Annotated in this window: 6 protein-coding genes and 1 pseudogene; all 7 read left to right on the forward strand. The window is 64.7% G+C overall.

The features are described 5' to 3' along the window. Window positions 1-91, forward strand: a pseudogene (locus ACTJLF_RS34240) (chemotaxis protein CheW); the annotation flags it as partial. A gap of 64 nt (window positions 92-155) precedes the next feature. After that, window positions 156-1721, forward strand: a complete 1566-nt coding sequence (locus ACTJLF_RS34245; protein ID WP_440884851.1) for a methyl-accepting chemotaxis protein — start codon at window positions 156-158, stop codon at window positions 1719-1721. Window positions 1722-1727: 6 nt separating this feature from the next. Next, window positions 1728-2027, forward strand: coding sequence for a hypothetical protein (locus ACTJLF_RS34250; protein ID WP_126183166.1), 300 nt, complete (start codon window positions 1728-1730; stop codon window positions 2025-2027). Further along, window positions 2024-3742: a methyl-accepting chemotaxis protein gene (locus tag ACTJLF_RS34255; protein WP_440884852.1), complete on the forward strand. Its 1719-nt coding sequence runs from the start codon at window positions 2024-2026 to the stop codon at window positions 3740-3742. Before ACTJLF_RS34250 ends, ACTJLF_RS34255 begins: the two co-directional genes overlap by 4 nt. 102 nt (window positions 3743-3844) lie before the next feature. Continuing rightward, complete coding sequence (locus ACTJLF_RS34260) at window positions 3845-5551, forward strand: methyl-accepting chemotaxis protein (RefSeq protein WP_440884854.1); 1707 nt, start codon at window positions 3845-3847, stop codon at window positions 5549-5551. Between the two features lie 109 nt (window positions 5552-5660). After that, window positions 5661-5813 carry a hypothetical protein gene (locus ACTJLF_RS34265; RefSeq protein ID WP_354326141.1) on the forward strand — a complete coding sequence of 51 codons (153 nt, stop codon included), beginning with the start codon at window positions 5661-5663 and terminating at the stop codon, window positions 5811-5813. A gap of 17 nt (window positions 5814-5830) precedes the next feature. Beyond that, window positions 5831-7447: a methyl-accepting chemotaxis protein gene (locus ACTJLF_RS34270; RefSeq protein ID WP_440884853.1), complete on the forward strand. Its 1617-nt coding sequence runs from the start codon at window positions 5831-5833 to the stop codon at window positions 7445-7447. Window positions 7448-7608: the final 161 nt, after the last annotated feature.

Raw genomic sequence — 7608 nt, forward strand, 5'->3', positions numbered from 1 at the left:
CACGCTGGACGAGCGGATGCTGATCCTGGTGGACATCGACCGGCTCATGTCCAGCCAGGAGATGGGCCTGGTCGAGAAGATCGCCGCCTGAGCGTCCGATTCATCCCCGAACCCGCACGACGACTACAACAGAGGTTCCGAGAGGAGACAGGTACATGATGAAGAACTGGACCGTGGGGCGGCGCATGGGCGCCGTCTTCGCATGCGTGCTGGCGCTGGTGGTGCTCATCGCCGGCATCGGCGTTCTGCGGCTGCAGGCCGTGGGCGAGGCCACGCAGGCGATGGCCGGTGCATCGCTGGCCAAGGAGCGGCTCGCGGCCGCATGGCAGCTGGCCACCAACACCAACAGCGTGCGCACCTTCTCGCTGCTCAAGAGCGAAGACCCGACCGTGCAGGCCTACCTGCAGAAGAACATCTCGGCCACCAGCGCCGTCATCACCGAGACGCAGAAGAAGCTCGAGGCGGCGCTGGCGTCGCCCGAGGAACTGGCGCTGAGCGCCGACATCAAGAAGAAGCGCGGCGACTATGTCGAGCTGCGCAACCAGGTCCTCAAGCTCAAGGCCGATGGCCGCAAGGACGAGGCGACGACGCTGACCGACGCGCAGCTGATGCCTGCGCTCGATGCCTACGACGCGAGCATCCGCGCCATGGTGGACTTCCAGCAGCGGGAGATCGACAGGACCGCCGCCGCCATCGACGCGCAATACCGCACGGGTCGCACCTGGATCGTGGTCCTCGCCTGCCTCGCGCTGGCTGCCGGCACTGTGACCGCATGGCTGCTGACGCGCAGCATCGTGCAGCCCATCGGCGAAGCGCTGCTGATCGCCGAGACCGTGGCATCCGGTGACCTGAGCCAGGAATTCGAGACCGAACGCGGCGGCGACTTCGGCCGGCTGCTGCGCGGCATGGGCGAGATGGAGGACACGCTGACCGACCTGGTGACGCGCATCAAGGCGTCCACGGACTCGATCGCAGTCGCCTCGCGGCAGATCGCGGCGGGGAATCAGGATCTTTCTTCGCGGACGGAGGAGCAGGCGAGTTCGCTCGAACAAACGGCGGCCTCGATGGAGGAGCTGACCTCGACGGTCAAGCAGAACGCGGACAACGCGCGTCAGGCGAACCAGCTGGCGGTGTCTGCCTCCGAAGTCGCGGTCAAGGGCGGCAGCGTCGTGTCCCAGGTGGTCGACACCATGGGCTCGATCAATGCGTCGTCCAAGAAGATCGTCGACATCATCGGCGTGATCGATGGCATCGCCTTCCAGACGAACATCCTTGCGCTCAATGCTGCCGTCGAAGCAGCCCGGGCGGGCGAGCAGGGCCGTGGCTTCGCTGTCGTCGCTTCGGAAGTCCGCAGCCTGGCCCAACGCTCCGCTTCAGCCGCTAAAGAGATCAAGACCCTGATCGGCAACTCGGTGGAGAAGGTCGAAGAGGGCAGCAAACAGGTCGAAGAGGCCGGCCGCACGATGGAAGAGATCGTGGGCAGCGTGAAGCGTGTGACCGACATCATGGGCGAGATCACCGCGGCCAGCCAAGAACAAACGTCGGGCATCGAGCAGATCAACCAGGCAATCACGCAGATGGACCAGGTCACGCAGCAGAACGCCGCGCTGGTCGAAGAGGCTTCCGCCGCAGCCCAGTCGCTTCAGGAACAGGCCGACAGCCTCGTGCGCGCAGTCAGCACATTCAAGCTCGACGCACAAGAGGAAGCCCTGCCGGCCTGAAGATCCATGCGTACGCGTATCAGTCCCAGGCGAGCCCTGCGCATCGGCGCGCGCTTCGCCATCCTGTTGCTCCTCCTGGTCATCGCGCTGAGCCTCGGCTTCCAGGCGGGTGCCGGCTACGAGTGGGCGCAACAGACAGTGTTCGTGCTCGGCGTGGCGGCCCTGCTTACCGCGATCGCCATCGTCTGGCTCGTCATGCGTTCGGTCACCCGTTCGACCCATGACGCGGCCAAGGTGTCGGACCGGCTCGACCGGCTGCTCGAGCACGTCAACACGAAGATTTCCGAAAAAAACCTCTCCCCATGAACTCGTTTCTCAATCTCAAGATCGGCACGCGCCTCGGCGCGGGCTTTGCAGCAGTGCTTCTTCTCCTGGCCGGCATCGCGGTCCTTGGTCTCAATGCGATGACCGACATCCAGACGCGGCTGAACGGCATCGTCACCGGCAACAACGTCAAGGTGGCCTCGGTCAACAAGATGGTGGACGCGATCCGCGACATCGCCATCCTCGACGGCAACATGATCCTCCTGACCGAAGATGGCGCGATGCGCGAGGAGATGAAGAAGATCGCCGCTGCGCGCGATCGCTTCACCACGAGCCGCGCCGTGCTGGAGAAGCTGCTGACGACCGCCGAAGGCAAGACGCTCCTTGCACGCATCGACGAGAAGGTGGCCGTGCTGGTGCCCTTGAACGCGCGCCTCAGCGAGCTGGGCCTGCAGAACAACAACGAAGAGGCGACGTCGCTCTTCATCTCGAAGTTCCAACCCGCGGTGAGGTCTGTGCTCGCAGAACTCGATGCGATGGCCGAACATCAGGAAAAGCGTTCGCAGGAAGCCAACGACGAAGCCGCCGCCGGCTACGCATGGTCGCGCAACCTCATGCTGGCGCTGGGCTGCCTTGCAGTTCTCATCGGGGCAGCCATCGCATGGCTCATCACGCGCTCCATCACCCGCCCCATCGGCCAGGCCGTGCAGGTGGCCGAGAAGGTCGCGGCGGGCGATATCAGCTCGCGCATCGAGGTGGCGTCCAAGGACGAGACGGGCCGGCTGATGCATGCCCTCAAGGAGATGAACGAAAGCCTCGTGAAGATCGTCAGCGAGGTGCGCACCGGCACGGACACGATCGCGACGGCGTCGGCGCAGATCGCATCGGGCAACCAGGATCTTTCGTCGCGTACGGAAGAGCAGGCGAGTTCGCTGGAGCAGACGGCTGCGTCGATGGAAGAACTGACCTCGACCGTCAAGCAGAACGCGGACAACGCGCGTCAAGCCAACCAGCTGGCGGTGTCGGCCTCCGAAGTTGCGGTCAAGGGCGGCAGCGTCGTCTCGCAGGTGGTCGACACCATGGGCTCGATCAATGCGTCGTCCAAGAAGATCGTCGACATCATCGGCGTGATCGATGGCATCGCGTTCCAGACGAACATCCTTGCGCTCAATGCTGCAGTTGAAGCAGCCCGCGCAGGCGAGCAGGGCCGTGGCTTTGCAGTTGTCGCTTCCGAAGTGCGCAGCTTGGCTCAACGCTCCGCTGCAGCCGCCAAGGAGATCAAGACCCTGATCGGCGATTCCGTCGAGAAGGTCGAAGAAGGCAGCAAGCAGGTCGAGGAGGCCGGCCGCACCATGGACGAAATCGTCGGCAGCGTGAAGCGCGTGACGGACATCATGGGCGAGATCACCGCTGCCAGCCAAGAACAAACGTCGGGCATCGAGCAGATCAACCAGGCGATCACGCAGATGGACCAGGTCACGCAGCAGAACGCGGCGCTGGTCGAAGAGGCTTCCGCCGCAGCCCAGTCGCTGCAGGAGCAGGCCGGCAGCCTCGTCAAGTCGGTGAGCATCTTCAAGCTCGACGCAAATGCCGTCGCCACCGTGCGCCCCGGGTTCACGCGCATCACGCCGATCCCCAAGCCCGCCAGGCCCACGCCGAGGCGGTCCGCCCAGGCCCTGCCGACGCGCAAGCAGCCCTCTGCCGCGCCACAACTCGCCATGGCCGGCGACGACAAAGGTGACTGGACGGAGTTCTGAGTTAACAAATTGAAGGTCCGAGATTCCGAGGCCGATAACGGTGTGACGGTGTTGCGCATCGCGCAGGCATGGGTGCCGTCCCCTGTCATCAGAAGAGGAAGTATGAAATTCAAGGACCTGAGAATCAGCACCCGCCTGGGCCTGGGCTTTGCGGTGATGCTGTTGCTTGTGGCCTGCATGGCCGGCATCGGGCTGTGGAGGCTCGCCCACGTGAGCCAGGCCACCGAGAGGATGATGACGCAGGCGTTGACGAAGGAGCGCCTGGCCGGCGAATGGCAGAGCACTCTCAGGTCGACCTCGGTCGCCACCATCGCCATGATCAAGGCGCCGGATACCAGGCTCGAAGCCTATTTCGCCAAGCTCCAGTCGACCGGCATGGAGCGCATCTCGTCGGTTCAGAAGGAGTTCCAGTCGAAGCTGAGCACGCCCGAGGAGAAAGCGCTCTACGAACAGGTCATGGTCGCGCGAACCAAGGTGCGCGAGATCGTGACGAACCTGACCATGCTCAAGGACCGGGGCCAGATCGAAGAAGCGCAGAAGATGGTCGACACCACTTTCTCCGAGGCGCTGGCCGCCTATGGCAGCGCAGTCGACAAGGTGGACCAGCACCAGCACGACGAGATCGACGCGGCTGCCCGCGACATCGCCGAAGACTATTTTTCAGGCCGGATCATGCTTCTGTCGCTGGCTGCGGTTGCCGTCGTGCTGGGCGCGCTCTTCGCCTGGCGACTGAGTGCGGGCATCGTGCGGCCCCTGCGCCATGCAGTCGAAGCGGCAGAGACCGTGGCCTCCGGCGACCTGCGCGTGGACATCCGCGTTGAAAGCCGCGACGAGGCCGGCCGGCTCATGCAGGCGCTGAAGGACATGAACACGAGCCTCGCCAAGGTGGTCGGCGAAGTCCGCCTCGGCACGGACACGATCGCGACGGCTTCGAGCCAGATCGCGTCCGGCACCCAGGACCTGTCGTCGCGCACCGAAGAGCAGGCGAGCTCGCTTGAGCAGACCGCCGCCTCGATGGAGGAACTGACCTCGACAGTCAAGCAGAACGCCGACAGCGCCCGGCAGGCCAACCAACTCGCCGTCTTCGCCTCCGAAGTCGCCACGAAGGGCGGCATGGTGGTGTCGCAAGTGGTGGACACCATGGGCTCGATCAATGCGTCGTCCAGGAAGATCGTCGACATCATCGGCGTGATCGATGGCATCGCCTTCCAGACCAACATCCTTGCGCTCAATGCTGCCGTTGAAGCTGCACGTGCCGGCGAACAAGGCCGTGGCTTCGGAGTCGTCGCTTCGGAAGTCCGCAGCCTGGCCCAACGCTCCGCTGCGGCAGCCAAGGAGATCAAGACCCTGATCGGCGACTCGGTGGAGAAGGTCGAAGAAGGCAGCAAGCAGGTTGAAGAGGCCGGCCGCACCATGGACGAAATCGTCGGCAGCGTGAAGCGCGTGACCGACATCATGGGCGAGATCACTGCTGCGAGCCAGGAGCAGACCTCCGGCATCGAGCAGATCAACCAGGCAATCACGCAGATGGACCAGGTCACACAGCAGAACGCCGCTCTGGTCGAAGAGGCTTCCGCCGCAGCCCAGTCGCTGCAGGAGCAGGCCGGCAGCCTCGTGCAGACCGTGGGCATTTTCAAGCTGGACCCCGATGCCGGCGCCATGCGGCGCCCCAGCTTCAGCACGATCACTCCCATTGCGAAGCCCACGAAGCCGGCAAAGGCGATCTCCCCGCGCGGCGAGAAGCGGGGCAATCCCATGCACCAGTTGGTCATGAGCGGCGCCGATGGTAACGAATGGACCACTTTCTGATGACAAAGGGCTCAACTCTGGCGCGTACCTGCCGATATCAGAACGACGGTGCTGGCGCATCCATCGAATGCGGCGGCACGGTCTCACGCTAGAGAAGGAAGAAAGAGGTATGAGCTTGAAGGATCTGACAAACGGCATTCGTCCGGGCGCGGGCATCGCGGCGGCACTGCCGCCGATGGCCCTGATCCCGGGCATCGAGCGGATCAATCAGGCGATCGCGCAGATGGACCTGGTCGCGCAACAACGCCCGGCCCTGACCTGAAGAAAGACGAACGGACCATGCGCGTCAATCTTCCCGTCACCGGCATCGAGTACGAACTGTCGCCGGACGCCGCCCTGGTGTCCCGCACCGACCTGAAGGGTCGCATCACCTACGTCAACCCGGCTTTCGTCGAGGCCAGCGGCTTCACCGCGGCCGAACTCATGGGCAAGGCGCACAACATCGTGCGCCACCCCGACGTGCCGCCCGAGGCCTTCGCCGACCTGTGGCAGACGCTGGGGCAAGGGCTTCCCTGGACCGGCCTCATCAAGAATCGCCGCAAGAACGGCGACTTCTACTGGGTGCTGGCCAACGTCACGCCCATCCGCCGAGATGGCCGCACGCAGGGCTACATGTCCGTGCGCAGCAAGCCTGGGCGCGCCGAAGTGGCCGAAGCCGAGGCGCTTTACGCCCGCATCCGTGAAGGCCGCGCCAAGGACATCGAGCTGCTGCAGGGCGAAGTGATCTCGCGCGGCTGGAAGGACCCGCTGGCCCGGTTGCGCCGCATTCCCGTACGCCAGCGCGTCTTCGGCGTCACCGGCCTGGGGGCGCTGTTGTCGCTGGGCCTGGGTGTCCTCGGTTGGATGGAGGCGTCGCGGCTGGTCGCATCGGCCGGCGCGCAGAGCTGGCTGCCGGGTGCCATGGCCGCCGGAGGCGCGGGCTTCGCGCTGGCCTGGCTGGGCCTGGGCCAGTTCCTGGTCCGCACCGTGTTCCGGCCGCTCGACGAAGCGGTTCACGTGGCGCGTGCCATCGCGGGCGGCGACCTCGTGCGCTTCGACGTGCGGCGCGGCGACGAGATCACCGGGCTGCTGCGCGCGCTGAACCAGATGAGCGCGAACCTGTTCGCCATCGTCGCGGACGTGGGCTCCAATGTCACAGGCGTGATGTCGGCGTCGAGCCAGATCGCATCGGGCAACCAGGACCTGTCTTCTCGCACCGAACAGCAGGCGAGTTCGCTGGAGCAGACGGCGGCTTCGATGGAAGAGCTGACCTCGACCGTCAAGCAGAACGCGGACAACGCGCGTCAAGCCAATCAGCTGGCGGTGTCGGCTTCTGAAGTCGCAGTCAAGGGCGGCAGCGTCGTCTCGCAGGTTGTCGACACCATGGGCTCGATCAATGCGTCGTCCAAGAAGATCGTCGACATCATCGGCGTGATCGATGGCATCGCCTTCCAGACGAACATCCTCGCTCTTAATGCTGCCGTCGAAGCAGCCCGAGCAGGCGAGCAGGGCCGCGGCTTTGCAGTCGTCGCCTCCGAAGTCCGCAGCCTGGCCCAACGCTCTGCTGCAGCAGCCAAGGAAATCAAGACCCTGATCGGCGACTCGGTGGAGAAGGTCGAGGAAGGCAGCAAGCAGGTCGAGGAGGCCGGCCGCACGATGGAAGAGATCGTGGGCAGCGTGAAGCGTGTGACCGACATCATGGGCGAGATCACCGCGGCCAGCCAGGAACAAACGTCGGGCATCGAGCAGATCAACCAGGCGATCACGCAGATGGACCAGGTGACGCAGCAGAACGCCGCGCTGGTCGAGGAGGCTTCCGCCGCAGCCCAGTCATTGCAGGAACAGGCCGATGGCCTGGTGAAAGCCGTGCGCGTCTTCAGGGCCGAGGCCGCCGAGGCCGTGGCGGAACCCGCCTGAAGAAACCACGCAACCCCATTCAAACCGGAGAAGAAAAGATGCTGAACAAGGCAAGAGATCCCATGCAACAAGCCGCCTCGGGCTCTTCCGCCGCCGGCGTGAGCCGCCTGGAGGTGGTGACCTTCAAGCTGGGCGATGAAGAGTACGGGATAGACATCCAG

The sequence above is a fragment of the Variovorax sp. 22077 genome (genome assembly GCF_052044195.1).
Classification (GTDB): Bacteria; Pseudomonadota; Gammaproteobacteria; order Burkholderiales; family Burkholderiaceae_C; genus Variovorax; species Variovorax atrisoli.